Consider the following 26,785-nt stretch of genomic DNA (forward strand, 5'->3'; position numbering starts at 1 on the left):
AGGGGTTTTTGGCGATCTTCGCGAAAATCGACCCAAGAGGTTTGGCTCAGCACCGGCTACAATCCACTTGACCAGTGGTCCGGTCGGGCGGGCTGGTCCAGCAAGTGGTCAAGGAAGTACGACGTCAGGAGGGGGCAGCACATGGACGCCGACGCATCGGGGACGGTGCTCAAACGGGAGCGGGCCCGGGACGCCGTTCTGGAGCTGATCGAGTCACGGCGGCCGGGTGACGCCATCCCGTCGGAGCGGTCCCTGTGCGCCACGCTCGGCGTGTCCCGCCCCACCCTGCGCGCCGCGGTGGACGAGCTGGTCGCCGCCGGGCTCCTGGTGCGCGAACACGGCCGGGGCATGTTCGTCGCACCCGAGAAGATCACCCAGGAGCTGATCTCGGCCGACCTCGCCCTGTCCGTGCCGCAGGCGGCCGGGGCCTGGTCGAGCCGGCTGCTGGAGTTCACCACCCTCCAGGCCGGCGCCCGCGTCGGCCGCAAGCTGCGCATGTCACCGGCGGCCGACATCGTGTACGTGGCCCGGCTGCGGCTGGTCGACGGCGCCCCGATGGCCATCGAGCACCTGCACATCCGGGCCGAACTCGTACCCGGCCTGTCCGCCGACGAGCTGGAGAACGGCGACCTGTACGAGCACCTGCGCGAGCGCCACGACGTACACGTCCACGAAGCGGTCCAGGCGATCGAGCCGACCGTGGTGACCCGCGCCGAGGCCGGGCTGCTGGACGTGCCGGAGCTGTCCCCGGCCCTGCTCTTCGAGCGGCTGACCTCGGACACCACCGGCCGCCCCGTCGAGTACGTGCACTCGCTCTACCGGGGCGACCGCTACCGGATCGTCTCCCGGCTGGCACTCGGCCCGGCCGCCGCCGTGCGGCCCGTCGAGGGCGGCCACCACCCGGGCATCCCGCCGGGGGACTTCGCCCGGGGCGAGCCGATCACCTCCTCCACACGCGGCGACATCCAGTCCGGTGACTGAGGCCCGGCCACCGGCACCCGAGGCGCCCGGCGTTGCACCCTGCGCAATGACCGGTGCGCCTCTTGCGGTGGTCCCGGGGTGGGGCCACTGTGGCTGACACATCCGAAGCGACCGACCCCACGAGGTGCCTCGCATGACATCCCCCACCAGCCGCCGCACCCTGCTCGGAGCACTCCTGGCGGGCGGTGCCCTGGCCGCCGCCCCCACGCTCCCGCGCACCGCCCGCCACCACCCCGGCCGCCCGCCGCACCCCGCACACCCCGCCGCCCGCAGCACCGGCACCCTGTTCCTCGGCACCTACACCTCCACCAGCCCCGGCGGCACCGGCATCGGCGTCGCCGCGTACGACCGGAGCGCCGGGAGCATCACCGCCCGCACCGTCGTCACCGGCGTCGAGAACCCCTCCTACCTGGCGCTCCACCCCACGGGCGGCACGCTCTACGCCGTGGACGAGCAGCAGAACGGCGGCGTCACCGCGGTCGCCCTCGCCGACGACGGCACCTTCGAGGTCCTCGGCACCCGGGACACCGGCGGCGCCGGACCCTGCCACCTCTCGGTCCACCCGGGCGGCCGCTGGCTCTTCAGCGCCAACTACACCTCCGGCAGCGTCGCCGTGCACCCCCTGGCCGCCGACGGATCGGTGGAGGAGCGCACGGACCTGGTCGCCCACAGCTCACCCGCGCCCGGACCCGGCCAGGACGGGCCGCACGCCCACCAGATCATCACCGCCCCCGACGGCGGCCACATCCTGGCCGTCGACCTCGGCACCGACACCGTCTACACCTACCGGCTGGACGAGACGGACGGCACCCTGGAACAGCTCTCGTACGCGGCGCTGCGCCCCGGAGCCGGCCCCCGCCACCTGACCTTCCACCCGGACGGCCGCCACGCGTACCTGGCCTGCGAGCTCGACAACACCGCCGTCGTCTGCGGCTACGACCCCGCCACCGGCACCCTCACCCCCGGCGACCCGCAGTCCACCGGAACGGGCGGGGGCACCAGCTACCCCGCCCAGTTCCTCGTCACCGCCGACGGCCGCTTCGCCTACCTCGCCAACCGGGGACACAACAGCGTCACCCGGTACGCGACCGAGGACGGCGGGGCCGCGCTGCGCCTGATCGACACCGTCCCCGTGGGCGGCGACTTCCCCCGGCACACCGCGTTCTCCCCGGACGGGAGCCTGCTCTTCGCGGCCAACCAGAAGTCCGGCACGGTCACCGCCCTCCGCGTCGACGCGGCCACCGGGACCCTGGAGCCGGTGGGCACCGCGTACGACGCCCCGGCCGCGGTCTGCGTGCTGCCCCTGTAGGGCGCCGCCGCCGGGGCGTTAGGGTCGTGGCCGAGCCGCGGGTCGTCCCGGCGGTGGAACGCATCAGGGAGGCACAGTGCGCTTGAGGGTGGAGTTCACCACGGAGCCCTTCGATCTCGACGAGGCGCCCGCGCACGCGGTCGTCGCGCGCGAGGTCATCCAGGCGGCCGAGCTGGACGCCGTGGACGTCGGCCCGTTCGGCAACACGGCGGAGGGGGGCGCCGACGAGGTGCTCACCGCCGTGGACAGTCTGCTGCGCCAGGCGCTGGCATCGGGTGCCACCCGGGTCTCGCTCCAGGTCAACGTCATCGGAGAGGACCCGAGGTGACCGGGCCGGTGGACCACCCTCTCGTCGCGGCGGTGAAGCCGCTCGCGGACGCCATGGGCGCCGAACTGCTCGGCCCGGGGGACGCGCGCGCCGACGACGTCGTGCTGGCCTGGGAGGGCGAGGACGTCGTGGCGGTACGTCTGCCCCAGCTGTCGGAGTCGCTGGACCACATCCTGGCCGCGATGGAGCGCCGGCACGGGATGCCGCTCGCCGGGCTGGACCGCAAGACCAAGCAGGAGGCGGTCCGGCTCCTGGAGGCACGCGGTGCCTTCTCCGTACGGCACGGCGTCGAGACGGTGGCGGGGGCCCTGGGGGTCTCCCGGTTCACCGTCTACAACTACCTGAACAGGGAAAACGGCACCAAGGGGGCGTAGTTGGGCGCCCACGCGCAGGCGGGCCGCACATGGCCGACCGGGCCGCCGTCCGGATCACCGGACGGCGGCCCTCTGCGTGAACGGAATTTCAACAAACTGTTGACGCCGTGTGGCGGAGGGCGTTAGCTATCCGCAGCCCGACCAACGCACAGCGAGGAACAGCCACGGAGGCTCCCGTGACTTCGAGCTCCACGCCGGGCCTCGCCCGGTTCAACACCCTGGCGGACGACGCGGCGGCCGCCGCACTGCACGAGGTCTGTGCCAGTGCGGCATGGGGACGAGCGATCCTCTCCCACCGCCCGTACGCCACCACCGAAGCCCTGCTCTCCGCGAGCGACACCGCCACGGCGGCCCTCGGCACGGAGGACCTGGCCGAGGCCATGGCCGGTCACCCGCCGATCGGCCGCCCGAAGCCCGGGGACCCGACCTCCTCCCGCGAACAGCGGGGAATGGCCGGCGCCACCGAGGAGCTCAAGGCCGAGATGCTCGAACTCAACCTGGCCTACCAGGAGCGGTTCGGACATGTCTTCCTGATCTGCGCCACCGGGGCCACCGGTGAACAGATGCGCGACGCGGTGAAGTCCCGGATCGGGAACCCGCCCGAGCGGGAGCGCGGACACGTGCGCACCGAACTGGGCAGGATCAACCGCGTCCGCCTCACCCGCCTCGTCACGGAAGACGCCTAGGCCGTGTCCGGCGGATCATGGCCGGGGTTCCGGCCCTGTTCCGCCGGACACGACCCAACAGAAGGAGAGGGAAGGCCTTGAGCACCTTCGCCACCGCATCGGTGTCCACCCACATCCTGGACACCAGCGTCGGCCGCCCCGCCGCGGACGTCGCCGTCTCGCTCGCCGCCCGATCGGGCGGCGAAGCGGACTGGGTGACGCTCGGCGGCTCCGCGACCGATGCGGACGGGCGCTGCAAGGACCTGCCGGCCCTGCCGGAAGGCACCACCCACGTACGGCTCGACTTCGAGACCGAGCCGTACTTCACCGCCAAGAAGCAAGCCGAGGCGCAGCAGGACGCCCCCCGCGTAAGGGACAGCGGCGCGTTCTTCCCGGAGGTGGCGATCACATTCGCCGTCACCCCGGGCGAGCACTACCACGTACCGCTGCTGCTCAACCCGTTCGGCTACTCCGTATACCGAGGGAGCTAGCAGACACATGCCCACGATTCTCGGCCAGAACCAGTACGGCAAAGCGGAGAACCGCGTCGTCAGGGTGACGCGGGACGGCGACACCCACCACATCAAGGACCTGAACGTCTCGGTCGCCCTGTCCGGCGAGATGGAAGACGTCCACTACTCCGGTTCCAACGCGCACGTGCTGCCCACGGACACCACCAAGAACACGGTGTTCGCCTTCGCCAAGGAGCACGGCATCGAATCCGCCGAGCAGTTCGGCATCCACCTCGCCCGTCACTTCGTGACCTCGCAGGAGCCGATCAAGCAGGCGCGCATCCGGATCGAGGAGTACGCCTGGGACCGCATCGCCACCTCCGACGCGAACTCCCGGTTCATCGGGTCCGACGAGGTCAACCACTCCTTCGTACGCAGGAACCAGGAGATCCGCACCGCCCAGATCACCTTCGACGGTGAGAAGTGGCAGGTCATCTCCGGCCTCAAGGACCTCACCGTGCTGAACTCGACCAACTCCGAGTTCTGGGGCTACGTCAAGGACAAGTACACGACGCTCAAGGAGGCGTACGACCGCATCCTGGCCACCGACGTCTCCGCCCGCTGGCGCTACAACTGGACCAGCGACGAGCAGCGGATGCCGAACTGGGAGAAGTCCTACGAGCAGGCGCGCAAGCACATGCTCCACGCCTTCGCCGAGACCTACTCCCTCTCGCTCCAGCAGACGCTGTACCAGATGGGCTCGCGCATCATCAACAGCCGCAGCGAGATCGACGAGATCCGCTTCTCGCTCCCGAACAACCACCACTTCCTCGTCGATCTGGAGCCGTTCGGCCTCAAGAACGACAACGAGGTCTACTTCGCGGCCGACCGTCCGTACGGGCTCATCGAGGGCACCGTGCTCCGGGACGGCGTCGAGCCGCAGATCCCGGTCGACATGACCAACCTCTGACGCGGCTCCGAGCCGGTGCCCGCCCGCTCACGGCGGCCGGGCACCGGCCGGGCCGGAGGGACCCCTCATGGCACAGCCGGCATCCCGCCCCGCGGAAGCAGAAGGCCCCTGTTCCACCCCGCCGGAGCGTGTCGTCGCCCCGGCGGGCGCGGCCCCGCCGGTCCTCGGCCGCTTCCCGGTGCCGGCACGGTCGTCCGGCTCGCCCCCCTGCCCGTACCCGGCGGCGCGGGCACCGTCCCGCTCGCCGCGCCCGGCCTCCACACGGACTTTCCGTCCTGGGCCCGGACCGTCCCGGGCTCCGGCACCAGTGCGGGAGCGCTCGTCGCCGTCCCGCTCAACCTGTTCTTCCACCATCTCGGCACCCACGGCCGCACCGCCGTGGCACTCAAATCCTCCTAGGGTCCTGCCGTGCCCACACCGCAGATGAGAGAAGGAAGCACCATGGCAGCACCGGCAGCCCCCGACCGGGTGGAACGCATCGTCATCGAGAACTGTGCGATCGCGACCGTGGACGCCGCCGACACCGAGTACGCCTCGGGACACGTCGTCGTCGCGGGCAACCGCATCGAGTCCGTCGGCGCCGGCCGGGCGCCCGAGGGCCTGGAGAACGTCGTACGCCGGATCGACGGCACCGGCCACCTCGCCACGCCCGGCCTGATCAACACCCACCACCACTTCTACCAGTGGATCACCCGGGGCCTGGCGACCGACCACAACCTCTTCGACTGGCTGGTCGCGCTGTACCCGACGTGGGCGCGCATCGACGAGCCGATGGCCCGCGCCGCCGCGCAGGGCTCGCTCGCCATGATGGCCCTCGGCGGGGTCACCACCGCGATGGACCACCACTACGTCTACCCGCGGGGCTCCGGCGACCTGTCGGGCGCCATCATCGGCGCCGCCCGCGACCTGGGCGTACGGTTCACCCTCGCGCGCGGCTCGATGGACCGCAGCGAGAAGGACGGCGGGCTGCCGCCGGACTTCGCGGTGGAGTCCCTGGAGGGCGCGCTCGCCGCCACCGAGGCGACCGTCGACACGTACCACGACGCCTCCTTCGACGCGATGACCCAGATCGCCGTCGCGCCGTGCTCGCCGTTCTCCGTATCGACCGAACTCATGCGCCAGGGCGCCGAACTGGCCCGCCGCAAGGGGGTGCGGCTGCACACGCACGGCTCGGAGACCGTGGAGGAGGAGAAGTTCTGCCACGAACTGTTCGGGATGGGCCCCACCGACTACTTCGAGTCGACCGGCTGGCTCGGTGACGACGTGTGGATGGCGCACTGCGTCCACATGAACGACTCCGACATCGCCGCCTTCGCCCGCACCGGCACCGGCGTCGCCCACTGCCCCTCGTCCAACGCCCGTCTCGCCGCCGGGACCGCCCGCGTCCCGGACATGCTCGCCGCCGGTGTCCCGGTCGGCCTCGGCGTCGACGGCACCGCGTCCAACGAGTCCGGCGAACTCCACACCGAACTGCGCAACGCCCTCCTCATCAACCGCCTGGGCCCGCACCGCGAACGCGCCCTGAACGCCCGTCAGGCGCTGCGCCTGGGCACCTACGGCGGCGCCCAGGTCCTCGGACGGGCCGCGCAGACCGGCTCCCTGGAGGCCGGCAAGCTCGCCGACCTGGTGCTCTGGAAGCTGGACACCCTCGCCCACTCCTCCATCGCCGACCCGGTCATCGCGCTCGTCCTCGGCGCCGCCGCCCCGGTCACCCTCTCGCTGGCCGACGGCAAGCCGGTGGTCGAGTCCGGCCGCCTGGTCAACGGGGACGAGGACGCCATCGCCCGCGCCACCCGCGACGAGGCCCGCCGCCTCGCCCGGATCGCCGCCGGGGCCTGACGCCCGGCGGCCCCCCGATACCGGCCGGACGAGGGGGACGGCCCTCGGCCGGCCGCCGCGAACCCGAGCGGGGTCCGCGGCAACCGGTACGGGAGGCGCTGCCCAGACGCACGCGCCTCCCGTACCGGCGATCAAAGCTGCCGCACCAGCTGCACGACCTGCCCCATCCGCATCACCGCATCACCCGCGGCCCGGTCCGGCGGACCGGCCCCGGTACCACCTCCCTGACACCCACGTCACCGCAGACGTGTACCCGACCGGAGGAACCGCTGTGGCAGCCACGCCCAGGTTTCGCAACGACGCATGTGCGACCGCCCACCCCGACGGCGAGCCGGTGACGGCCCCGTCCGACCGGAAGCATCCGGTCGACGAAACGCTCCCCCCACTGAGGATGTTCACCAGCGGCCTCCAGCACGTGGCCGCGATGTACGCGGGCGTGGTGGCCCCGCCGATGATCGTGGGGCCCGCCGTGGGCCTCACCCCGAAGGAGACCGCCTTCCTGATGGGGGCGAGCCTGTTCACCGCGGGCATAGCCACCCTGCTCCAGACGATCGGCTTCTGGCGCATAGGCGCCCGGCTTCCGTTCGTCAACGGCGTCTCGTTCGCCGGGGTGACCCCGATGGTGGCGATAGGCAAGGACCGGGGGCACGACGGCATCGCCGTCATCTTCGGCGCGATCATCGTCGCGAGCCTGCTCGGCTTCGTCCTCGCCCCCTATTTCTGCAAGCTGGTCCGGTTCTTCCCGCCCGTCGTCACCGGCACCGTCATCACCCTGATCGGTGTCTCGCTGCTGCCGGTCGCCTTCAACTGGTCCCAGGGCGGCAACGCCGCCGCCCACGACTACGGCTCCACCACCAACATCACGATGGCGGCGGTCACCCTGGTCATCGTGCTGGCCCTGCGCAAGCTCCTGCGCGGCTTCCTCCAGCAGATCGCGATCCTGCTCGGACTCGTCGCCGGCACCCTCATCGCCATCCCCACCGGCATCACGGACTTCGGTGCCATCGGGGATGCCGACGTGGTCGGCTTCCCCACTCCGTTCCACTTCGGGGCGCCGCAGTTCGAGATCGCCGCGATCGTCTCGATGTCCATCGTGATGCTGGTCTGCATGACCGAGTCCACGGCGGACATGCTGGCCCTCGGCAAGATCGTCGACCGCCCGGCCGACGAGCGGACCATCGAGGGCGGCCTGCGCGCCGACACCCTCGGCAGCGCCGTAAGCCCCCTGTTCAACGGCTTCATGTGCAGCGCCTTCGCCCAGAACATCGGGCTGGTCGCCATGACCAAGGTCCGCAGCCGCTTCGTCGTCGCCGCGGGCGGCGGCATCCTCGTCCTGCTCGGCCTGGTCCCGGTTGCCGCGTCCGTCATCGCCCTGGTCCCGCTGCCCGTGCTCGGCGGCGCGGGCATCGTGCTGTTCGGCTCGGTCGCCGCCAGCGGTATCCAGACCCTGGCCGGCGCCGCCCTGGAGAAGGGCGAGAACGCGCTGATCGTCGCCGCGGCCGTCGGCGTCGGACTGATACCGATCGCGGCGCCGGACTTCTACCACGCCTTCCCGAAGGACCTCCTGGTCGTCCTGGACTCGGGGATCTCGACCGGCTGCGTGGTGGCGATCGTCCTGAACCTCGCCTTCAACCACCTGGGCCGCAGGCCGGAGGCAGGGACCGCGCCCGGCGGCCACGACCCGGCCGGGGCGGTGGAGGCGGCCGCCCACTGACGGACCGGCCGCCGGCGGCCGGTGGCGCGTACGGCCGTGACCGTACGCGCCACCGCGCGGCTCAGCCGATGTGGAAGCTGTCGCCGTAGACCTGCCAGTCGAGCGGCGGGTCCAGGTTCAGGTTGCCGTTCCTGAGGAAGACCCGCTGCGCGGTGTCCACCCGGCTGGTGTCCGAGTGGGCCTCCTCCTGCTCCATGGCCCAGACCCGCGCGTCCAGGAAGGCGTCGAGGTAGGCCACCTCGTCGCCGCCCTGCGCCGGGGTCGCCGCCCGCGCCAGGGCGCGCTGCCGGATGGAGCCGAAGCTCGTGCTGTCGCCGCCGTCGCCGTGCATCACGATGGCGTCGTAGTAGATGAACTGGCCGAGTGTGCCGAGCCCGTCGCTCTTGGCCCGGCCCACGGCCGGGTCGAAGTACACCCGGTCGCGCTCGTCGTTCTGGGCCTGCTGGAACGCCGGGTCCTGGGCGGCCGTCTCCCAGGCGCCGGGGAAGCCCGGGTCCAGGCCGTCGTGCGAGTCGCCGCCGTCCACGTCCCGCAGGGCGGGGAGGTATCCGGCCAGTACGTTGCCCGGCTCGCGCTGTGTGTACAGCTCCACCAGGTCGAGCATGTCGCCGGTGCCGGAGCAGAAGCCGATGATGCCCGCGGTGTAGCCGCGGCCGTCGCCGATGTCCTCGATGTAGCCGTACTGCGCCTTCCAGTCCAGCGTCGAGTTCTCCGCGCTGGACACCAGTTGCATGGCGATGTCCTTCTTCGCGGGATCGTCGAGCCCGGTCACGGCCGCCTCCTGGCGGTGGGCCGCCACGGAGGCGGGAGCGGTGCCTGCGAAGGCGGTGGCGGGCACCGCTGTGAGGGTGAGCCCGAGCGCGAGGAGCCCGACGCGCAGGGACCGAGTGGTGCGACGTGCGGTGCGCTTGTGGGGAGCGTACACCTGTCCTCCAGGGAGTTCGTCGTTCCGGCTGTTCTGTTAGGAAGCTTTCCTATCAGGGGTGGGCGGGCTCGTACACCCCTGCGGCAGACCGGAGTTGAGAGCCTGCGGGCCGTACGGAAACCCCGCGCCGGACGAGGAGGGCGTCCGGCGCGGGGTGGTGCGGGACGGTTCAGCAGTTCAGGTAGGCCACGTGGATCCAGACGCCGGTCGGGCCGCCCCACAGGTCGCCCATCACCCAGTTGCCCTGCTGACCCCGGTAGTCGAGGTTCTGGCCCCGGTTGACCTGGCCGAGCACCGGGTAGTCCGTTCCCGGCCCGCCACGGAAGTTGACCCCGTTGTCGTTGACCGTGCAGACGAGGGTCGGCGCCGCCGCCACGTGATGCCGGGCCGGGGTCTGAGGGGTGGCCTGGGCGGCGGGGGAGAGGGCCAGCCCGAGACCGGCGGCCAGCGCCGTCGCGGCCAGCAGGATCTTCTTCATCATGCGCATGCTCCTCGGTCATCCGGCCCACGGCGCGTGAGCCGTCCGCCCGCCTCAACGGACCGGGCGGCGCCCGGGTCACGGGCCGCCTCCCGCTGTCACACGGGCGGGAAAGAGCAGGTCGTACCAGGTGCGCACCGGCGCACACAGGTCGCGCGGCCAATGCCTCGCGCGCCGGTCGGGCATGGGTTTACGAAGCCGGAGTCCCGGGTCGGCCGGGCCCCTCGATGACGTAGCTGTCGCCGTACACCTTCCAGCGCAGCGGGGTCTCCAGGCCGAACCTGCCCTCGCGCAGGAAGACCCGCTGGGCCGTCTCGACCCGGCTGGTGTCGCTGTGCGCGGGCTCCTCGCGGAGCGCGGTGACGCGGGCGTCGAGGAACGCGTCGAGATAGGACAGTTCGTCGCCGCCCTCCGCCGGGGAGTCGGCCTCGGCGAGCGCCCGGCGGCGGATCGTGCGGAAGCCGGTGGTGCCCTCCGCGTCCCCGCCCCCGTGCATCACGTAGGCGTCGTAGTAGATGAACTGCCCCAGCGCGCCCAGACCGTCCGCCCTGCCCTGTTCCACCGCCGGGTCGAAGTAGGACCGGTCCCGCTCGGCGTCCTGCGCGGCCCGGAATTCCGCGTCACCGGCCGCTGCGGCCCAGGCCCGGGTGAACGCCCGGCCGAGCCCCGTGTGCGCGTCGCTCCCCTTCACCTTCCGCAGCGCCGGAAGGAACCGCTCCAGCGCGTTGCCCGGCCGGGAGTCCGCGTACCGCTCCACCACGCCGAGCATGTCCCCGGTGCCGGAGCAGAAGCCGATGATGCCCGCGGTGTAGCCGCGGCCGTCGTCGATGTCCTCGATGTAGCCGTACTGCGCCTTCCAGTCCAGCGTCGAGTTCTCCGCGCTGGACACCAGTTGCATGGCGATGTCCTTCTTCACCGGATCGGCCAGGCCCGGCCCCTTCGAGCCCTTGGCCGACGAGCCGCCGGGTCCGCCCCCGGTGCAGCCGGACAGCGCGGTGACGGTCAGGAGGAGGGCGGCGAGGGAGGTGGCCAGGGAACGCGGGGTGAGCTTCACCGGACCAGACTGCCAGGCCGGTGGACGGGGCCCGGCGCATTCGGCGGTAGCGTCGGGGGCATGGAAGATCAGTCTGTGGTGGATGTCGGCGATGTGCGGCTGGCGTACCGGACCTGGGGCGACCCGTTCGGCTCGCCCGTCGTACTGCTGCACGGTCTCGGCGCGAGCGCCGCGAGCTGGGAGGCGGCCGGGAGTCTGCTGGGCCGGGAATGGCGGGTGTACGCGATCGACCTGCGCGGCCACGGGGAGAGCGACTGGCCCGACACCTACGACTTCGAGGAGATGTGCGAGGACGTCCTCGGCTTCCTCGACGCGTGCGAGCTGGACCGGGCCGGGGTCGTCGGCCACGGGATGGGCGGGGTCGTCGCCCACCTCCTCGCCCAGGAGCACCCCGACCGGGTGGAGCGGCTGGTGCTGGTGGAGACCCCGGCGCCGTTCCCCGGCGCGGCGGGCCCCGCCGTCCCGCCGGGCGGGCCGGTCGACTACGACGAGGCCGCGCTCGCGGCGGTCGGCGCCCAGCTCGCCGACCCCGATCCCGCCTGGGCCGAGGGGCTCGGCGAGATCGTCGCCCCCACGCTCATGCTCGCCGGCGGGCCGGGCAGCACCATGCCGCAGGCCCGGCTCCAGGACATGGCGTCGATGATCCCGGACTGCCACCTCGTCACCCTCGGCGGCGGCCACCGTCCGCACGAGGCCGACCCCGAGCAGGTCGCCCAGCGCATCACGGAGTTCTTCACCAGCTGACGCCCCCGCCGGCGCCCGGCTCGGCCGCCCGGCCACCAGCCGGTGTGCGCCCGCCCTTGCGCATGGTCCGCCCGGTCCACCCGGACGGGCCGGTGCGGGGGCGGGCGCACACCGGCACATTGCGGAAGGTTCCGCTCCGTGCTCTTGTCGGCGGGCCCCACCCCGTGCGATACAGGTCTGGACCATTGCTGCCGGATGGAAGGCAAGACCGTGCGATCCCCCCACACGCCTGCCGCGTTGGCCTGTTCCGCCGCCCTGCTCCTCGCCGCCCTGACCGCCTGCGGCTCCGAAGACCCGGCGGACACGGAGAAGCCCACCGCGCCGCACGGGGTGACCGCGCAGGCGAGCAGCGCCACCTCCGCGCACGTCATGTGGGAGGCGGCCACGGACGACACGGGTGTCACCGGCTACGAGGTCTACCGCAAGGGCGAGAAGGTCAAGTCGGTGCCGGCGAGCCGGGTGATGATCGACATCGACGGGCTCGCCGCCTCGACCGCCTACACGTTCACCGTCCGCGCGCGCGACGCGGCCGGCAACCTCTCCGCGCCGAGCTCCGCCGCCTCCGTCACCACCCCCGCCCCGACCCCCGCCGACCGCGAGGCCCCGACCCGGCCGGTGAAACTGCGCGGCAAGGCCGACGGCAGCCGGGCCGCGACCCTGTCCTGGGGCGGCTCGACGGACGACGTCGGGGTCACCGCGTACGACATCTACCAGGAGGACTCGCGCATCCACAGCGTGCCCGGTACGCGGACCACCGCGCGGCTGACCGGGCTGCGCCCCGGCACGGTCTACACGTTCACCGTCCGGGCCCGCGACGCGGCCGACACCTCGTCACCCGACAGCAACGCCATCGACATCACCACCGCCTCCGCCCCCGGCGCCCCCGCCTCGACCGCCCCCACGGACCTGCGGGTCACGGCGAAGGCCGAGGGCAAGGCGTACGCCGTCGACCTGGACTGGGAGCAGCCCGAAACGGGCGGCGCGATCCCGGCGTACCAGCTCTACCTGAACGGCCGGCTGACCACCACGATCGTCTGGGGAGGCGAGCCGCCCACCGGCCGGGCGAACTACCGGCTCACCGTCACCGACCCGCGCGGGACCCGCTACGCGATGAAGATCCGCGCCAAGCTGCCGGACGGCAAGTGGGGCGACTTCTCGGCGGTGCGCACGGTCGTCCTCGGCGACTGACGGCGCGCGTGCCGGACGCGTGAGAGCCGGACGGTGAGTACCGGACGCGTGAGGGCCGGGCGTGTGGGGCCCGTCCGCCCGGCCGACCGTAAGTGGTCTGTACCTATTGACGACTTGGTCCAGACCAATTACTTTCCCCTGTGCTCCATGGAAACGCCATCCGCACCTCCCCGAGGACCGCCTCACCGGTCCCTGCCTCAAGGGAGAACCATGTCCGAGCACATGCCACTCAGACGGAGAACGGCGACCGCACTGCTCGCCGTTCTCGGACTGCTCCTCACGTTCCTGTCCCTGCAGGCCGTCCCCGCGCACGCCGCGGGCAAGCTCACGGCGACCTTCACCTCGGCCGACAACGGCCCCTGGTGGAAGGGGACCTACGTCCTGCACAACGACACCGACACCGCCGTCACCGGCTGGAGCCTGGAGTTCGACCTGCCCGCCGGGGTCGCCATCGACTCCTCGTACAACGGCACCGTCACCGCCCAGGGCAGTCACATCACCGCGGTCAACGCCCACTACAACGGCACGGTCGCCGCGCACAGCTCCACCGAGCCGTACAGCTTCTGGTTCGTCGCGACCGGGCCGATCGCCGCGCCGGCCGGCTGCCGGGTCAACGGTGACAAGTGCGACGGGTCCGCCGACGCGCCGCCGGGCGCGCCCAGCGGTCTGACGCGGACCGATGTCACCGCCCGCACCGCTTCGCTGTCCTGGACGGCCGCCACCGCGGGCGACTTCCCCGTGGCCTCGTACGACATCCTGGCGGGCGGCGAGGTCGTGGGCTCCGCCACCGCGACGACCGGCGCCACGGTCACCGGCCTGACCCCGGCCACCGCCTACGCCTTCACCGTCCGGGCCAAGGACACCCGGGGCAACGTCTCCGCCGAGAGCGCCCCGCTGACCGTGACGACCGTCGACCCGGCCACCGACACCTCCGCCCCGACGGCCCCCGGCGCCCTGCACTCCACCGCCACCGACTCCTCGTCCGTGACGCTCGCCTGGACCGCCGCGACGGACAACCAGCGGGTCGCCGCCTACGACATCTACCGGGGCTCCGAGCCGGCCACCACCGTCTCCGGCACCACGACCACCGCGACCATCGGCGGCCTGTCGCCCTCCACCTCGTACACCTTCACCGTGAAGGCCAGGGACCCCGCCGACAACGCCTCACCCGCCAGCAACGCCCTCACGGTCAAGACCGACGACATCGTCGGCGCGGGCAACTACGCCAAGGTCGGCTACTTCGTCCAGTGGGGCATCTACGGCCGCCAGTACTTCGTCAAGAACCTGGAGGACTCCGGCGCCGCCGACAAGCTCGACATCATCAACTACGCCTTCGCCAACATCGATCCCAACAACCTCACCTGCCTCAACGGCGTCACCAAAGGCACCACCGCCGACCCCCAGGACCCGGAGCAGGGGACCGGAGCCGGTGACGCAGACGCCGACTACGCCCGCCCCTTCAGCGCCGCCCAGTCCGTGGACGGGGTCGCCGACGACGGCTGGGGCAAGCTGCGCGGCAACTTCAACCAGCTGAAGAAGCTGAAGCAGCTCCACCCCGACCTCAAGATCGTGGTCTCGCTCGGCGGCTGGACCTACTCCAAGTACTTCTCCGACGTCGCCGCCACCGACGCCGCCCGCAAGAAGTTCGTCTCCTCCTGCATCGACATGTACATCAAGGGCAACCTGCCCGAGTACGGCGGCGCGGGCGGCCCCGGCACCGCCGCCGGCATCTTCGACGGCTTCGACATCGACTGGGAGTGGCCGGGCACCGGCACCGGGCACCCCGGCAACCACTACTCGCCCGACGACAAGGACAACCTGACCCTGCTGCTCGCCGAGTTCCGCAAGCAGCTCGACGCCCTCGGCGGCGGCCACCGCCTCCTCACCGCCTTCACCCCCGCCGACCCGCAGAAGATCGACGAGGGCTGGGACCTGTCCAAGGTCTTCGACTCGCTCGACGTCGCCAACGTCCAGGGCTACGACTTCCACGGCTCGGGCAGCGACAACTCCTGGGAGCCGGACCGCACGGGACACCAGGCCAACCTCTACAACGACGACCAGGACCCGTACGACTTCCACTTCAGCGCGGACACCGCCATCAAGGCGTACACGGACGCGGGCGTCGAGCCCCGCAAGCTGACCCTCGGCATTCCGTTCTACGGCCGGGGCTGGCAGAACGTCACCGACGGCGGCGCGGCGGGCGAGTGGCAGCCGGCCGGTGGCGCGGCCCCCGGCCAGTTCGCGGAGGAGGCCGGCACCCGGGGCTACTCGAACCTCATCGGCGCCTACCCGACGATGACGGTCCATCACGACGAGCAGTCCATATCGACGTACGGATACACCGGCAACCAGTGGTGGTCCTTCGACGACACCTGGTCCATCGGCAAGAAGACCGACTACGTGAAGGACAAGGGCCTGCTCGGCGTCATGGTCTGGGAGATGTCCGGCGACACCCCCCAGGGAACGCTGATGGGTGCCCTGGACAACGGGCTGAAGTAGCCCGTATCAGGTAATTTCCCTCAAATCGAGACTTACCGCCCATGGCGGTAGGCTGGTCACGGCGGTGCCCCGGTGGCACCGCCGTGCGTCAGAACCGGGCCCGGTATGCGGCCCGGCCCCAGCCGCTCGATGCGCGGGAGGAAATATGACCAGCCCCGAGCAGGACCCGAACCAGCAGGAAGGCCCCGCGGACGGCGGTGCGGCGGGCACCCCCGGCGTCCACGACGGCGGCGCGGACGGAGGCGCCGACAGCGGCGCGGAGGGCCCGGCGGACGGGGGCGCGGCCGGTACGCCGGGCGTCCACGACGGCGGCGCCGATGGCGGTGCCGACGGTGGCGCGGACAGCGGCGCGGAGGGCCCGGCGGACGGTGGTGCGGCGGGTACGCCGGGCGTGCATGACGGTGGTGCGGACGGTGCGGCCGAAGGTCCGGCCGATGGTGGTGCGGCGGGTACGCCGGGCGTGCATGACGGTGGTGCGGACGGTGCGGCCGAGGGTCCGGCCGATGGTGGTGCCGCCGGTACGCCCGGTGTCCACGACGGTGGGGCCGACGGTGGCGCCGACGGCGGCGCGGGCTCGTCCGGCACCGGTTCTTGAGCCCCTCCCCGGCCGGCCCCCAGGACCCCGGCGCCGCGACGGCGCGCCCCGGGGTCCTGGAAACACGTCTGACCACCGGCCTGAGCCGGGAGGAATTCGCCCGCGACATCTGGTCGCGCACGGCGCTTCTCACCCGCCGCGCCAGTGACTTCTCCGACCTCTTCTCCGCCGGAGCCGTGGACGAACTCGTCTCGCGGCGCGGCCTGCGCACGCCGTTCCTCCGCGTCGCCAAGAACGGCGCGACCCTTCCCGACGCGTCGTTCACCGCACCGGCCGGCGTGGGCGCCACCATCGCCGACCAAGTGGACGACACGGCCCTGTGGCGGGAGTTCGCCGACGGCGCCACCCTCGTCCTGCAAGCGCTCCAGCGTACCTGGGCGCCCGTCGGTGACCTCACCGCCCGGCTGGCCGCCGAACTGGGACACCCGGTGCAGGCCAACGCCTACGTCACCCCGCCGCAGAACCGCGGGTTCGACGCCCACTACGACGTCCACGACGTCTTCGTCCTCCAGATCGAGGGCACCAAGCGCTGGATCGTCCACCGGCCCGTGCACCCCGACCCGCTGCGCGACCAGCCCTGGACCGATCACCGGGAGGCCGTCGCCGAGGCCGCGCAGGGCGAGCCGTATCTCGACACCGTGCTCGAACCGGGCGACGTCCTCTACCTGCCGCGCGGCTGGCTCCACGCCGCCGAGGCACAGGGCGCCGTCTCCGTCCACCTGACGCTCGGCGTCCACGCCTGGACGCGCTACGCCCTGGCCGAACAGCTCATGCGCGCCGCGCTCTCGGAGCTGCGCGACGACCCGTGGACGCGCGGCTCCCTGCCGCTGGGCGCGGCGGGACCGGACGACGTGACCGCCCCGGTCCGCGCGCGCCTCCTCGCGGCCGTCGGCGAGGCCGACCCCGCCCCCGGGTTCCACCGCGCACGCCGGGGCGGGGCCCGCCCCGGACCGCTCGGGCCGCTGGCCCAGCTCACCGCCGTCGACCACCTGGCGCCCGCCACACCCGTCCGGCTTCGGGACGCGCTGGAAGCCCGGCTGCACGACCGGCGGCTGATGACCCGCGTGGGGTGGCTCGACTTCCCGGAGACCGATCTGCCGGCCCTGACCCGCCTGCTCGCCGGCGACGTGCGCACCGCCGGCGACCTCGGCCTCGCCTGCGCGCGGAGGCTGCTGCGCGCGGGCGTCCTCGTGCCGGCCGCTCAGTGAGAGCGCAACGCTTCCTCTGCGCCGACGCCGCCCGCGCCCGCGGCGACGCGCTCACCGGCACGGCCCCGTACGGCCTGGTCTGGGTCCTCGTCGAGTACGGGGGCGCCTGGCCGGCCAACGGCTTCGACGGCCTCGCCCTCGAACCCGGCGTCAGGACCCTCCTGTTCGAAGCGGCGCGGGCGGTGCGGGCCCGGGTGCTCCTCATCAGGCGCCACGGCCGCCGGGACAAGGAAGCGGGCCCCCGGCGCTGGGCCGTACTGCGGTACGACGGCACCGGCGGCCACCGCCAGCAGTGGGGCACCTGGGAACGCGACGAGGACCTGGCGCGGGCGGCCGCCGCGCTGGGTGCCCCCGGAGAGCCCGGCCACCCGCCCGTCGTCCTCGTCTGCACCCACGGCCGCCACGACACCTGCTGCGCCGTACGCGGCCGGCCGGTGGCCCGCGCCCTGAGCGAGCGGTGGCCCGACCTGGTGTGGGAGTGCACCCACGTGGGCGGCGACCGGTTCGCCGCCAACGTCCTCGTCGCACCCGACGGCGTCTACTACGGCGGCCTCGACGCCCCCTCCTCCCTCGCCGTGGTCGAACAGCACCTCGCCGGCCGCGTCCACCCCGGCCACCTGCGCGGCTACACCGACCTCCTCCCGCCCCAGCAGGCCGCCGTCGCCGCCGTGCTCGCCCGGTTCGGCCCGGCCGGCCGGCACGACTACACGGTCACCGGCACCTCCCGGGCCGGCCCCCACTGGCTGATCCGCGTCACCGGCCCCCCGCCCCACGCGACCCCCTACGACGTCGAGGTCACCGCGCACCGCGCCCCGCCGAACCAGCTGACCTGCAACGGACCGGCGACGAGCGCGGCGCTCGTCCACGAGGTCACCTCGATCCGCACCGGGTGAACGCGCGAGCCCCGCCCCCGGAGACGTACACCGGGGGCGGGGCAGGCGGCGGAACGCGTCAGCGCAGCCGCTCGTACGCCGGGAGCGTCAGGAAGTCCGCGTAGTCCTGGTCCAGCGAGACCTGGAGGAGGAGGTCGTGGGCCTCCTGCCACTGGCCGGCGGCGAAGGCCTCGTCGCCGGTCTCGGCGCGGATCGCGGCGAGTTCCTCGGCGGCGACCTCGCGGGCCAGCTCCGCGGTGGCGTGCTCGCCGTTCTCGAAGACCACGTCCGCGTTGATCCACTGCCAGATCTGGGAGCGCGAGATCTCGGCGGTGGCCGCGTCCTCCATCAGGTTGAAGATGGCGACCGCGCCCATGCCGCGCAGCCAGGCCTCGATGTAGCGGATGCCGACCGCGACGGCGTTGCGCAGGCCCTCGTAGGTGGGCTTGGCGTGCAGGGTGTCGATGGCGATCAGGTCGCCGGCCGCGACCGAGACGTCCTCGCGCAGGCGCTCCTTCTGGTTCGGCTTCTCGCCGAGGACCGCGTCGAAGGAGGCCATGGCGATCGGGACGAGGTCGGGGTGGGCGACCCAGGAGCCGTCGAAGCCGTCGTGCGCCTCGCGGTCCTTGTCGGCCTTGACCTTCTCGAACGCGACCTTGTTGACCTCGGCGTCGCGGCGGGACGGGATGAAGGCCGCCATGCCGCCGATCGCGTGGGCGCCGCGCTTGTGGCAGGTGCGAACGAGGAGTTCGGTGTACGCCCGCATGAACGGGGCGGTCATCGTCACCGCGTTGCGGTCCGGCAGGACGAACTTGGGGCCGCCGTCACGGAAGTTCTTGACGATGGAGAAGAGGTAGTCCCAGCGGCCGGCGTTCAGCCCGGAGGCGTGGTCGCGCAGCTCGTAGAGGATCTCCTCCATCTCGTACGCGGCGGTGATCGTCTCGATCAGGACCGTGGCGCGGACGGTGCCCTGCGGGATGCCGGCGTAGTCCTGGGCGAAGACGAAGATGTCGTTCCAGAGGCGGGCCTCCAGGTGCGACTCCGTCTTCGGCAGGTAGAAGTACGGGCCCTTGCCGAGGTCGATCAGGCGCTGGGCGTTGTGGAAGAAGTAGAGCCCGAAGTCGACCAGTGCGCCGGGCACCGGGGTGCCGTCGAGCTGGAGGTGGCGCTCGTCCAGGTGCCAGCCGCGGGGGCGGGTGACGACGGTGGCGAGCTCGTCGGCCGGCTTCAGCGCGTACGACTTGCCGGACCTCGGGTCGGTGAAGTCGATGGACCGGTTGTAGGCGTCCATCAGGTTGAGCTGGCCGAGGACGACGTTCTCCCAGGTGGGGGCGGAGGCGTCCTCGAAGTCGGCGAGCCAGACCTTCGCGCCCGAGTTCAGGGCGTTGATGGTCATCTTGCGGTCGGTCGGACCGGTGATCTCCACCCGGCGGTCGTTCAGCGCGGCCGGGGCCGGGGCGACCTTCCAGGAGTCGTCCGCACGGATCGCCGCGGTCCCGGGCAGGAAGTCCAGCGTGGAGGTGCGGGCGATCTCGGCACGGCGCTCGCCGCGGCGGGCGAGCAGCTCGTCGCGCCGGGGCGTGAACCGGCGGTGCAGCTCGGCCACGAACGCGAGGGCCGCGGGGGTGAGGACCTCGTCCTGCCGGGGCAGGGGCTCGGCATCGACGATGGCCAGCGAGGACGGCGCTGGTGCGGACATGAGCTGTCACTCCTTCAGCGGGCGGTGCGGACGGCGTCCCACGGCCGCCGGGCCGCCCCTAACGGCACGGCGTGCCAGGGCTCCGGGATACGGCTGTGGCCGCCGTCTGAGGTGCAGAGGGCTTCTGACCAGTGGATAGTAGTTTCCTCATGGTGGAAGTTCAACATGCTCTAGCGAGGAATCCCGGCCCTTTGGGGCTCGGGAGGAATTGCTTCCTCGGCCCGGAGACGCGGAGCGTCGGAGTTCGCTGCGCCTGCGGGTGTGGCGGTCAGTCTGGCCGCTTCTGGTTCTCGATGTATTCCTTGACCAGGGCGAGCGGTGCGTCGCCTGCGGAGGCAGCGAAGTAGGACGGCGACCAGAAGTGTTCGCCCGACAGGTACTTGCGGATGTGGTCGGCGTGTTCCTTGCGCAGGTAGTGCGCGGAGACGCCCTTGAGGGAGCCGACCAGGGCGGAGAGCTTGACCTGCGGCGGGTAGTGGACCAGGAGATGAACGTGGTCGCGTTCGCCGTTGAACTCGCGTAGCTCGGCGTTGGCCTTGGCGCACACCTCCCGCATGATCTCCTCGCACCTGGTCAGGATCTCGTCGGTGAAGACACTGCGCCGGTACTTCGGTACGAAGACCAGATGCGCGTGGAGGGTGTGGACGACGCTGCGGCCTCTGCGGATGTCCGGGTTTGGTTCCCATCTCGGTGACATAGACACGATGCTACGGTGATCCGTATGAAGGTCGTGGTGCAGGTCAAGCTCATGCCGTCGCCCGAGGTGGCGTCGGCGCTTGAGGCGACCCTGCGCACGGCGAACGATGCGGCGAACTGGCTTTCCGGTGAGGGGCACCGGCGGGGTGAGACCTCGCGTAAGGCGTTGCAGGGCTTCGCCTACCACGACCTCAAGACGTGGGGCCTGTCGGCTCAGCCCGCGCTGCACGTGCTGCGGAAGGTCGCCGATGCCTACACCACCCTGCGGGCGAACATCCGGGCGGGAAACCTTGGCAGGCCGGGCTCGAAGCGCCGGGCCAGGGCCGAGTCGAAGCCGGTCACGTTCCGGCCCGATGCCGCGCAGCCGTACGACGACCGGTGTCTGTCCTGGAAGGTGGACGAGCAGACCGTGTCCATCTGGACCACGGGCGGGCGCGTGCGCGGGGTGCGGTTCGCCTGTTCCGGGCAGGCCCGCAAGCTCCTGGCCGAGCACCGCAAGGGCGAATCCGATCTCGTGCACCGCGACGGCGTGTGGTTCCTGATCGCCACGTGCGAGGTCCCCGAGGCCGAGCGGTATGAGCCGGCAGACTTCCTCGGCGTGGACCTCGGCATCGTCAACATTGCCACCACATCCGACGGGAAGATCCACGCCGGACGTGAGCTGAACCGCTACCGCAAGCGTCAGCTTGCCCTGCGGGCCAAGCTCCAGAAGAAGGGCACCAAGTCCGCCAAGCGGCTCCTCAGGCGGCAGCGCCGCAAGGAGCAGCGCAAGGCGACCGGGGCCAACCACATCATCGCCAAGCGCATCGTGACCGAGGCTGAACGCACCGGACGCGGAATCGGCATGGAAGACCTTGCCGGTATCCGCCAACGGGTACGGCTCCGCAAGCCCCAACGGGTCGCGCTGCACTCCTGGGCCTTCGCCCAGCTCGGACGGTTCGTGGAGTACAAGGCGCGCCGCGCCGGAGTGCCCGTCCTGTTCGTCGATCCCGCCTACACCTCCCGCACGTGCGCGGAGTGTGGGCACACAGACAAGCTGAACCGTGTCTCTCAGGGACGGTTCGCATGCCGGTCGTGCGGATTCGTTGATCACGCCGACCGCAATGGCTCCCGCAACGTCCGCGCGCGAGCGCTGGAGTTGTGGCGAAGCGGGGCGGAGTCACGCGCCCCTGGACCCGCTTAGGGTGCTGGACGGAGGAGCCCACCCGGCAGCCAGTCGGGCTCTACCTCCAAGCCTGGCCCTTAGGGCCGGGTAGTTGACTGGTTTGTTGATGTCGAGATTCTCCGGCTCGACAGAAGTGGAGCGGTGCTGGCGCACCGTGCCAGTGTGTTCACTCCAGGTGTGTCAGGTCCTCCGGGGTGTCGATGTCGTACGCCTGTGCCACATCGGCGCACTCGACGAGCGTGATCGCGTCGCGGTGCGCCCGCAGATAGGCCCGCGCCCCCTGATCGCCCACCGCGCCCGCCACGATGTCCGCCCACAGATCCGCCCCGAACAGCACCGGATGACCGCGTTCCCCCGCGTACGAGGCGGCCACCAGGCTCGTCCGGTCCCGGCACGCGGCCCGCACCCGGGCCACCGCCCGCGCGTCGATGCCCGGCTGGTCGACCAGCAGGACGAGCGCCGCGTCCGCGCCCGTGTCCGCGAGGGCGCCGAGCCCCGCCCGCAGGGAGGAGCCCATGCCCTCGGTCCACTCCTCGTTGACGGTCACCGCGCAGCCGTCCAGAGCGGCCCTGGCCCGCACCTCGCCCGCCGCCGCGCCGAGCACCACATGCAGGGGCCCGCAGCCGCCCTCGCGCAAGGAGCGCACCGCGTGGTCGGCGAGCAGGCCGCCGCGGTGTTCCAGCAGGGCCTTCGGGCGGCCGCCGAGCCGGCGTCCGCCACCCGCGGCGAGCAGCAGTCCGGCGACGACGGGGGCATGCGGTGTGCTTGTCATGCCGCCTGGATACCCCATGGCGGCCGCTCCCGCCCAGGCTCGCCACCCGTACGGCGTGTGTTACGTCCCCGGAGTGGCGCCCGACACCTTTCATGGCGTTAACTTGCCCGCACCCCCGGACACTTGACCACGGTACGGGGCCCGGTCGAAACACTGGCACAAGGATGTGCGAGGGGGAGCTTTGTTGAAGAGCGTGGGGCAGGAGCGGGTGACCGGCAGCGGTGAGGACCCCAGAGTGGCGGAGCTGCGTACCGCGGTCTCCCGGCTCCGGCGGGCCCTGGCCGGACACCCCGCGCGGTTTCCCGACCGGGCCATCGCCGAGGACGAACTCGCGGCGCTGGACGCGATGGCGCTCAGCGGGGTGCCCGAGATCCCCCGGCTCCGCCGCTCGCTGCTGCTGATCGCGGGGGCGATCGGCTCGGTCAGCGCCCTGGCGTCGGCCCTCCGGGACGTGCGCGTCGCCGTCGACCTCTTCGGCGAGCCGCCGCGCCGCTGACGGGGAACGGGCTTGAGGTCAGCGGCGGATGAGCCTGCGGGCCGTCGCCGCGGCGACGGCGGAGGTGCGCGAATCGACGCCGAGCTTGGCGTAGATGTGCACCAGATGGGACTTCACCGTCGCCTGGCTGAGGAAGAGCCGCTTGCTGATCTCCGCGTTCGACAGGCCCTCGCCGACCAGTTGCAGGACCTCCAGCTCGCGCTTGGTGAGCGCCTGGGCCGGGGTCCGCATGCGGTCCATCAGCCGGTGCGCGACGGCGGGCGCCAGGGCGGAGCGGCCGGCGGCCGCCGTACGCACCGCCGCGGCCAGTTCCTCGGGCGGCGCGTCCTTCAGCAGATAGCCCGCCGCACCCGCCTCGACCGCCGCCAGGATGTCCGCGTCGCTGTCGTACGTCGTCAGGATCAGCACCCGGGGCGCGTCCGGCGCCGCCGTGATCTCAGCCGTGGCCTGCGAGCCGTGCATGCCGGAGCCGAACTGGAGGTCCATCAGGACCACGTCCAGCCCGCCCGCCGCGGCACGCGCCACCGCCTCCTCGGCGGTGGCGGCCTCGGCGACGACCCGGAAGTCCGGCTCGGTGTCCAGTACGGCCCGCAGCCCCGCGCGCACCACCGGGTGGTCGTCGGCGAGCAGCAGCCTGATCGGGGTGCTCATGCCGCGTCCTGCCCGGTCCGGCCGACGGGGAGCGGCAGCGTCAGCGCGACGGCGGTGCCCTGGCCGGGCGCCGACTCCACGCTCAGGGTGCCGCCGAGCGAACGGGCCCGGGAGCGCATGGCGGGCAGGCCGAAGCCCCCGGACCCGGTGTCACCGCCCGCCGGGGCCTCCGGCCCGAAGCCCCGGCCGTCGTCCACCACGTCCAGCGACACCGAGGTGTCCATGAAGCTCAGCGTGATCTCCGCCCGCCGGGCCCCGGCGTGCCGCACGGTGTTGGCCAGCGCCGACTGCGCGGTCCGCAGCAGCGCCACCTCGTACGGCGTGGGCAGCTCGACCGGTGTCCCGCTCACGGCGAACTGCACGGTGAGCGCGGGTGTGGTCGTACGGGCCGAGAGCCGTTCCAGGGCGGCGGCCAGGGAACCGTTCTCCAGATCGGGCGGGGTCAGCGCGCGGACGAAGCGCCGGGCCTCGGCGAGGTTGTCCTGCGCCGCCTCGCGCGCCCGGCGCACATGGGCGGCGGCGGGCGCGTCCTCGGGCAGGGTCCGTTCGGCGGCGCGCAGCAGCAGCTGGATGCTGGACAGGCCCTGGGCGAGGGTGTCGTGGATCTCCCGGGCCAGCCGCTCGCGCTCGGCGAGGGTCCCCGCGGCGCGCTCCGCCTCGGCCAGCTCCGCCCGGGTGGCCACCAGCTCCTCGATGAGCTCGCGGCGCCGCTCGCTCTCCCGGAACAGCGCCTCGTACCCGAGGACCGTGGCGACGGCGACCGCCGCGCCGAGCAGCGGGCCGATGAACGTGCCGGGTGTCACCGCCTGCCCGTGCAGCAGGAAGCTCGCGATGGCGGCGGCCGCCGTGACCGCCACGGCCGGCAGGCTCCACCGGATCGGCAGCAGGTGCAGCTGGAGGAAGTAGAGCGGGAAGGCCACCCACAGCGCGTCCGGCGACAGCACCAGCAGCGCCGCCCACAGCACGCCGAGCACCGCGAGCCACGCCGCGCCCGCCCGCGTCCCCGGCTGCACGAACGGGGCCGCGGCCCCCGCCACGTACACCGCCGCCAGCACGCAGGCGGCCACGATCACCGCGCCGGGGTGCGCCTGCCCGTCACTGACGGCCTTGGCGGCGGCGAGCGCCAGCAGGCCCAGCATGAGGCCGTGCAGACACAGCCGCAGCGCGGCGGCGACCGGGGGATGAGCGCGCGTTTCCATGATGAGTCCAGCGTAGGCGCGGGCCGCCCGGGGCCGGTCAATCGAAAGGTTGATGTCGGCACCAGCTCGCGGGCGATGTTTCCGGGGCCGGGGAAAAGGACGCTGGAGTCATGTTCGTCGCATGGAGAGATCTTCGGTTCGCCAAGGGCCGGTTCGCCCTCATGGGCACGGTCGTGGTCCTGATCACGCTGCTCGTGGGCCTGCTGTCCGGTCTGACGGCCGGACTGGCCCGGGAGAACACCTCGGCCGTCACCGGGCTGAACGCCGACCACCTGGCGTTCGCCGCCCCGCCCGACGGCCGGTCGGTGTCCTTCACCGATTCGGCCGTCGAGGAGTCCGCCTGGCGCGACTGGGCCGGCCGGCCCGGCGTCGAGTCCGCGCAGCCCCTCGGCATCAGCACCCTGAACGCCGCCGCCGACGGAGGGAAGCGTACGGCGGCCGTCTCCGCGTTCGGGGTCGAGCCCGGCAGCGGGCTGACGCCCCCCGGCACCCGGGTCGCGCCGGGCGAGGTCGTCCTCTCGGAGGGCGGCGCCGACGAGCTGGCCGCACACGCAGGTGACCGGCTGCGGATCGGCGGCCAGGAGGTCACCGTCGCCGCCGTCGCGGGAGACGCCTCCTACAGCCACACACCGGTCGTGTGGACCGCGCTCGCCGACTGGCAGAAGACCGGCGGCGGCGCGGGTGGCGACGCCACCGTCATCGCCCTGACCACCACCTCGGGCGCCGACCTGGCAGCGGGCGACAAGGCGGCGGGCACCCGCACGCTCACGCTCGACGACTCACTGACCGCCATCGGCTCCTACCAGGCCGAGAACGGCTCCCTGCAACTGATGCGCGGCTTCCTCTTCGCCATCTCCGCCCTGGTCATCGGCGCGTTCTTCACCGTCTGGACCATCCAGCGCAGCGGTGACGTCGCCGTCCTCAAGGCGCTGGGCGCCTCCACCCCGTATCTGCTCAGGGACGCGCTCGGGCAGGCCGTCGTGATGCTCGCCGCCGGCACCGGGCTCGGCACCGCGCTCGCCTCCGGCATCGGCGCCCTGGTCTCCGGCGGGGCCGTGCCCTTCGTCCTGGACACGGCGACCGTCCTCGTCCCGGCCGCCGTGCTCATCGTCCTCGGCGCCGCCGGGGCCGCCCTGTCCATCCGGCGGATCACCTCCGTCGACCCGCTCACCGCGCTCGGAAGTGCCCGATGACCCTCACGCTCACCGATGTCACCCTCACCTACCCGGACGGCGACGGGCGCCTCACCGCCCTGGACCGCGTCGCGCTCGACGTCCCCGCCGGCACCCTCACCGCCGTCGTCGGCCCGTCCGGCTCCGGCAAGTCGAGTCTCCTCGCGGTCGCCGCGACACTGGTCGCCCCCGACGAGGGCGCGGTCGTCGTCGCCGGTACGGACACCGCGGGACTGGGGCGCGCGGACAAGGCGGCGCTGCGCCGGGAGCGGATCGGCATCGTCTTCCAGCAGCCCAACCTGCTGCCCTCGCTGACCGCCGCCGAACAGCTCCAGGTCATGACGCACCTGTCGGGCCGCCCGGCCAAGGCCGCCCGCTCCCGGGCGCTCGAACTGCTCGACGCGGTCGGCCTCGCCGGCCAGGCCGGCCGCAGGCCCCACCAGCTGTCCGGCGGGCAGCGCCAGCGGATCAACATCGCGCGGGCCCTGATGAACGACCCGGCGCTCCTGCTCGTCGACGAGCCGACCAGCGCCCTCGACCACGAACGCGGCGCGGCCGTCCTCGACCTCCTCGTGACGCTGACCCGGCAGCGGTCCACGGCGACGGTCCTGGTCACCCACGACCGCACCCACCTGGACCGCATGGACCACACGGTCACCATGCTCGACGGCCGGCTGACGGCGGAGGTCCCGGCCTGACGCCGGGGACGAGAAGGGGCCCGGAGCGCGCTCGCTCCGGGC

General features: G+C 72.5%; 27 protein-coding genes and 1 pseudogene. 19 read left to right on the forward strand and 9 right to left on the reverse strand.

Annotated features, from left to right (window positions below; all coding sequences use genetic code 11):
• The first annotated feature begins 141 nt into the window (after positions 1-141).
• From P8A18_RS28520 to P8A18_RS28565, 10 genes and pseudogenes are all read left to right on the forward strand, one after another.
• Entirely contained in the window at positions 142-981 is an 840-nt protein-coding gene (locus P8A18_RS28520; RefSeq protein WP_306059072.1) for a GntR family transcriptional regulator, read from the forward strand.
• A gap of 133 nt (positions 982-1,114) precedes the next feature.
• Positions 1,115-2,290 (forward strand): lactonase family protein, encoded by a 1,176-nt coding sequence (locus P8A18_RS28525; RefSeq protein ID WP_306059074.1) that lies wholly within the window; start codon positions 1,115-1,117, stop codon positions 2,288-2,290.
• Between the two features lie 88 nt (positions 2,291-2,378).
• Positions 2,379-2,618, forward strand: a complete 240-nt coding sequence (locus tag P8A18_RS28530; RefSeq protein ID WP_018554633.1) for a YkoF family thiamine-binding protein — start codon at positions 2,379-2,381, stop codon at positions 2,616-2,618.
• Positions 2,615-2,992, forward strand: a complete 378-nt coding sequence (locus P8A18_RS28535; protein ID WP_306059078.1) for a helix-turn-helix domain-containing protein — start codon at positions 2,615-2,617, stop codon at positions 2,990-2,992. Before P8A18_RS28530 ends, P8A18_RS28535 begins: the two co-directional genes overlap by 4 nt.
• A 176-nt stretch (positions 2,993-3,168) precedes the next feature.
• On the forward strand, positions 3,169-3,678 hold the full coding sequence (gene uraD, locus P8A18_RS28540; protein ID WP_306059082.1) for a 2-oxo-4-hydroxy-4-carboxy-5-ureidoimidazoline decarboxylase: 510 nt from the start codon (positions 3,169-3,171) through the stop codon (positions 3,676-3,678).
• Positions 3,679-3,755: 77 nt separating this feature from the next.
• Complete coding sequence (uraH, locus tag P8A18_RS28545) at positions 3,756-4,148, forward strand: hydroxyisourate hydrolase (protein WP_306059084.1); 393 nt, start codon at positions 3,756-3,758, stop codon at positions 4,146-4,148.
• A gap of 7 nt (positions 4,149-4,155) precedes the next feature.
• Positions 4,156-5,079, forward strand: a complete 924-nt coding sequence (gene pucL, locus P8A18_RS28550) for a factor-independent urate hydroxylase (RefSeq protein WP_306059086.1) — start codon at positions 4,156-4,158, stop codon at positions 5,077-5,079.
• Positions 5,080-5,209: 130 nt separating this feature from the next.
• Positions 5,210-5,478: pseudogene (locus P8A18_RS28555) on the forward strand (purine permease); the annotation flags it as partial.
• A 42-nt stretch (positions 5,479-5,520) separates the two neighbouring features.
• Positions 5,521-6,918, forward strand: a complete 1,398-nt coding sequence (locus tag P8A18_RS28560) for an 8-oxoguanine deaminase (RefSeq protein ID WP_306059088.1) — start codon at positions 5,521-5,523, stop codon at positions 6,916-6,918.
• Positions 6,919-7,189: 271 nt separating this feature from the next.
• The gene (locus P8A18_RS28565; RefSeq protein WP_371933726.1) at positions 7,190-8,632 is read left to right on the forward strand and encodes a nucleobase:cation symporter-2 family protein; all 1,443 of its coding nucleotides are present in this window, start codon (positions 7,190-7,192) and stop codon (positions 8,630-8,632) included.
• Between the two features lie 61 nt (positions 8,633-8,693).
• Here P8A18_RS28565 and P8A18_RS28570 read toward each other — a convergent pair whose 3' ends face one another.
• The 3 genes from P8A18_RS28570 to P8A18_RS28580 all read right to left on the reverse strand — a co-directional run bounded on the left by P8A18_RS28570 (position 8,694) and on the right by P8A18_RS28580 (position 11,089).
• Positions 8,694-9,557 carry a chitosanase gene (locus tag P8A18_RS28570; protein WP_306059090.1) on the reverse strand — a complete coding sequence of 288 codons (864 nt, stop codon included), beginning with the start codon at positions 9,555-9,557 and terminating at the stop codon, positions 8,694-8,696.
• A gap of 169 nt (positions 9,558-9,726) precedes the next feature.
• A complete protein-coding gene (locus P8A18_RS28575; protein ID WP_306059092.1) occupies positions 9,727-10,038 on the reverse strand; it encodes an SH3 domain-containing protein in 312 nt (103 codons plus the stop codon).
• Between the two features lie 187 nt (positions 10,039-10,225).
• On the reverse strand, positions 10,226-11,089 hold the full coding sequence (locus P8A18_RS28580) for a chitosanase (RefSeq protein ID WP_306059094.1): 864 nt from the start codon (positions 11,087-11,089) through the stop codon (positions 10,226-10,228).
• Positions 11,090-11,149: 60 nt separating this feature from the next.
• Here P8A18_RS28580 and P8A18_RS28585 point away from each other — a divergent pair, with 60 nt between their 5' ends.
• From P8A18_RS28585 to P8A18_RS28595, 3 genes are all read left to right on the forward strand, one after another.
• Positions 11,150-11,833: an alpha/beta fold hydrolase gene (locus P8A18_RS28585; protein WP_306059095.1), complete on the forward strand. Its 684-nt coding sequence runs from the start codon at positions 11,150-11,152 to the stop codon at positions 11,831-11,833.
• 195 nt (positions 11,834-12,028) lie between these two features.
• On the forward strand, positions 12,029-13,021 hold the full coding sequence (locus P8A18_RS28590) for a fibronectin type III domain-containing protein (RefSeq protein WP_306059097.1): 993 nt from the start codon (positions 12,029-12,031) through the stop codon (positions 13,019-13,021).
• A gap of 210 nt (positions 13,022-13,231) precedes the next feature.
• Complete coding sequence (locus tag P8A18_RS28595; RefSeq protein WP_306059099.1) at positions 13,232-15,520, forward strand: glycosyl hydrolase family 18 protein; 2,289 nt, start codon at positions 13,232-13,234, stop codon at positions 15,518-15,520.
• Between the two features lie 88 nt (positions 15,521-15,608).
• On the opposite strand, the gene P8A18_RS28600 is transcribed toward P8A18_RS28595, so the two are convergent.
• Positions 15,609-16,055 (reverse strand): hypothetical protein, encoded by a 447-nt coding sequence (locus tag P8A18_RS28600; protein ID WP_306059101.1) that lies wholly within the window; start codon positions 16,053-16,055, stop codon positions 15,609-15,611.
• A 56-nt stretch (positions 16,056-16,111) separates the two neighbouring features.
• On the opposite strand from P8A18_RS28600, the gene P8A18_RS28605 reads away from it, so the two are divergent.
• Complete coding sequence (locus P8A18_RS28605; RefSeq protein WP_306059103.1) at positions 16,112-17,323, forward strand: cupin domain-containing protein; 1,212 nt, start codon at positions 16,112-16,114, stop codon at positions 17,321-17,323.
• On the forward strand, positions 17,320-18,216 hold the full coding sequence (locus P8A18_RS28610; protein WP_306059105.1) for a sucrase ferredoxin: 897 nt from the start codon (positions 17,320-17,322) through the stop codon (positions 18,214-18,216). The genes P8A18_RS28605 and P8A18_RS28610 overlap by 4 nt, the downstream gene beginning before the upstream one ends.
• A gap of 58 nt (positions 18,217-18,274) precedes the next feature.
• Here P8A18_RS28610 and aceB read toward each other — a convergent pair whose 3' ends face one another.
• Together aceB and tnpA are read right to left on the reverse strand one after the other, a co-directional pair.
• Positions 18,275-19,894: a malate synthase A gene (gene aceB / locus P8A18_RS28615; protein ID WP_306059107.1), complete on the reverse strand. Its 1,620-nt coding sequence runs from the start codon at positions 19,892-19,894 to the stop codon at positions 18,275-18,277.
• Between the two features lie 268 nt (positions 19,895-20,162).
• Positions 20,163-20,591 (reverse strand): IS200/IS605 family transposase, encoded by a 429-nt coding sequence (gene tnpA, locus P8A18_RS28620; RefSeq protein WP_306059109.1) that lies wholly within the window; start codon positions 20,589-20,591, stop codon positions 20,163-20,165.
• A gap of 24 nt (positions 20,592-20,615) precedes the next feature.
• Here tnpA and P8A18_RS28625 point away from each other — a divergent pair, with 24 nt between their 5' ends.
• On the forward strand, positions 20,616-21,773 hold the full coding sequence (locus P8A18_RS28625) for an RNA-guided endonuclease InsQ/TnpB family protein (RefSeq protein WP_306059111.1): 1,158 nt from the start codon (positions 20,616-20,618) through the stop codon (positions 21,771-21,773).
• Positions 21,774-21,921: 148 nt separating this feature from the next.
• On the opposite strand, the gene P8A18_RS28630 is transcribed toward P8A18_RS28625, so the two are convergent.
• Positions 21,922-22,527, reverse strand: coding sequence for a nucleotidyltransferase family protein (locus tag P8A18_RS28630; RefSeq protein ID WP_306059114.1), 606 nt, complete (start codon positions 22,525-22,527; stop codon positions 21,922-21,924).
• Between the two features lie 193 nt (positions 22,528-22,720).
• Here P8A18_RS28630 and P8A18_RS28635 point away from each other — a divergent pair, with 193 nt between their 5' ends.
• On the forward strand, positions 22,721-23,023 hold the full coding sequence (locus P8A18_RS28635) for a DUF5955 family protein (protein ID WP_306061201.1): 303 nt from the start codon (positions 22,721-22,723) through the stop codon (positions 23,021-23,023).
• 18 nt (positions 23,024-23,041) lie between these two features.
• Here P8A18_RS28635 and P8A18_RS28640 read toward each other — a convergent pair whose 3' ends face one another.
• Positions 23,042-23,674, reverse strand: coding sequence for a response regulator (locus P8A18_RS28640; RefSeq protein WP_306059116.1), 633 nt, complete (start codon positions 23,672-23,674; stop codon positions 23,042-23,044).
• Positions 23,671-24,873, reverse strand: a complete 1,203-nt coding sequence (locus P8A18_RS28645; RefSeq protein WP_306059118.1) for a sensor histidine kinase — start codon at positions 24,871-24,873, stop codon at positions 23,671-23,673. The genes P8A18_RS28640 and P8A18_RS28645 overlap by 4 nt, the downstream gene beginning before the upstream one ends.
• A 110-nt stretch (positions 24,874-24,983) precedes the next feature.
• On the opposite strand from P8A18_RS28645, the gene P8A18_RS28650 reads away from it, so the two are divergent.
• Both P8A18_RS28650 and P8A18_RS28655 read left to right on the forward strand, forming a co-directional pair.
• Positions 24,984-26,066 carry an ABC transporter permease gene (locus tag P8A18_RS28650; protein ID WP_306059120.1) on the forward strand — a complete coding sequence of 361 codons (1,083 nt, stop codon included), beginning with the start codon at positions 24,984-24,986 and terminating at the stop codon, positions 26,064-26,066.
• Complete coding sequence (locus P8A18_RS28655; RefSeq protein ID WP_306059122.1) at positions 26,063-26,743, forward strand: ABC transporter ATP-binding protein; 681 nt, start codon at positions 26,063-26,065, stop codon at positions 26,741-26,743. The genes P8A18_RS28650 and P8A18_RS28655 overlap by 4 nt, the downstream gene beginning before the upstream one ends.
• Positions 26,744-26,785 lie beyond the last annotated feature (42 nt).

The organism is Streptomyces sp. Mut1 (assembly GCF_030719295.1).
In the GTDB taxonomy this organism is placed as follows: domain Bacteria; phylum Actinomycetota; class Actinomycetes; order Streptomycetales; family Streptomycetaceae; genus Streptomyces; species Streptomyces castrisilvae.

What these genes read in the sequence shown, in the direction of transcription:
- P8A18_RS28520 (WP_306059072.1), top strand. Translation starts at nt 142, where the DNA reads ATGGACGCCGACGCATCGGGGACGGTGCTCAAACGGGAGCGGGCCCGG.
- P8A18_RS28525 (WP_306059074.1), top strand. Translation starts at nt 1,115, where the DNA reads ATGACATCCCCCACCAGCCGCCGCACCCTGCTCGGAGCACTCCTGGCG.
- pucL (WP_306059086.1), top strand. Translation starts at nt 4,156, where the DNA reads ATGCCCACGATTCTCGGCCAGAACCAGTACGGCAAAGCGGAGAACCGC.
- P8A18_RS28560 (WP_306059088.1), top strand. Translation starts at nt 5,521, where the DNA reads ATGGCAGCACCGGCAGCCCCCGACCGGGTGGAACGCATCGTCATCGAG.
- P8A18_RS28575 (WP_306059092.1), bottom strand. Translation starts at nt 10,038, where the DNA reads ATGATGAAGAAGATCCTGCTGGCCGCGACGGCGCTGGCCGCCGGTCTC.
- P8A18_RS28585 (WP_306059095.1), top strand. Translation starts at nt 11,150, where the DNA reads ATGGAAGATCAGTCTGTGGTGGATGTCGGCGATGTGCGGCTGGCGTAC.
- P8A18_RS28590 (WP_306059097.1), top strand. Translation starts at nt 12,029, where the DNA reads ATGGAAGGCAAGACCGTGCGATCCCCCCACACGCCTGCCGCGTTGGCC.
- P8A18_RS28595 (WP_306059099.1), top strand. Translation starts at nt 13,232, where the DNA reads ATGTCCGAGCACATGCCACTCAGACGGAGAACGGCGACCGCACTGCTC.
- aceB (WP_306059107.1), bottom strand. Translation starts at nt 19,894, where the DNA reads ATGTCCGCACCAGCGCCGTCCTCGCTGGCCATCGTCGATGCCGAGCCC.
- tnpA (WP_306059109.1), bottom strand. Translation starts at nt 20,591, where the DNA reads ATGTCACCGAGATGGGAACCAAACCCGGACATCCGCAGAGGCCGCAGC.
- P8A18_RS28625 (WP_306059111.1), top strand. Translation starts at nt 20,616, where the DNA reads ATGAAGGTCGTGGTGCAGGTCAAGCTCATGCCGTCGCCCGAGGTGGCG.
- P8A18_RS28630 (WP_306059114.1), bottom strand. Translation starts at nt 22,527, where the DNA reads ATGACAAGCACACCGCATGCCCCCGTCGTCGCCGGACTGCTGCTCGCC.
- P8A18_RS28640 (WP_306059116.1), bottom strand. Translation starts at nt 23,674, where the DNA reads ATGAGCACCCCGATCAGGCTGCTGCTCGCCGACGACCACCCGGTGGTG.
- P8A18_RS28645 (WP_306059118.1), bottom strand. Translation starts at nt 24,873, where the DNA reads ATGGAAACGCGCGCTCATCCCCCGGTCGCCGCCGCGCTGCGGCTGTGT.
- P8A18_RS28650 (WP_306059120.1), top strand. Translation starts at nt 24,984, where the DNA reads ATGTTCGTCGCATGGAGAGATCTTCGGTTCGCCAAGGGCCGGTTCGCC.
- P8A18_RS28655 (WP_306059122.1), top strand. Translation starts at nt 26,063, where the DNA reads ATGACCCTCACGCTCACCGATGTCACCCTCACCTACCCGGACGGCGAC.